Source organism: Hymenobacter glacialis, from assembly GCF_001816165.1.
Classification (GTDB): domain Bacteria; phylum Bacteroidota; class Bacteroidia; order Cytophagales; family Hymenobacteraceae; genus Hymenobacter; species Hymenobacter glacialis.
Map to the genome: position 1 here is coordinate 1 of NZ_MDZC01000001.1, position 434 is coordinate 434.

The window sequence follows — 434 nt, forward strand, 5'->3', positions numbered from 1 at the left end:
GATGTTGCTGATGAGAGGGATGAAAAAGATGCCGTTGGTTTGTTTGGGCAGCAGTTACTTAGCAGATATGGCAAGCGGCGAAGGGTGGTGCTGAATGAAGTGGAAGCGACAAAGGGATAAACCAGGGGCATCCCTTTTATCTGCGACATCTGTGACTTAATCCTGCTTTTTGGCAGTGGCAGTTGCTTCCTCGATTGCCTCGCTGGCTACGGCTTCGCGGGGTTTATCGAAGGCGCGGGCTACCACGTCCTTCTGCTCCTTCACGTGCACTTTGTTGTAGCCGGTGGCCGGCGAAGCCGATGGCTTGCGCGATACCACGTCTTCCAGCTCGCGGCGATGTTGCTGATGAGAGGGATGAAAAAGATGCCGTTGGTTTGTTTGGGCAGCAGTTACTTAGCAGATATGGCAAGCGGCGAAGGGTGGTGCTGAATGAA

1 pseudogene is annotated in these 434 nt (G+C 53.7%); it reads right to left on the bottom strand.

The window, feature by feature from the left end:
* Positions 1–156 precede the first annotated feature (156 nt).
* Positions 157–333 (bottom strand): annotated as a pseudogene (locus BEN48_RS17925) (hypothetical protein); the annotation flags it as partial.
* Between the last annotated feature and the right edge of the window lie 101 nt (positions 334–434).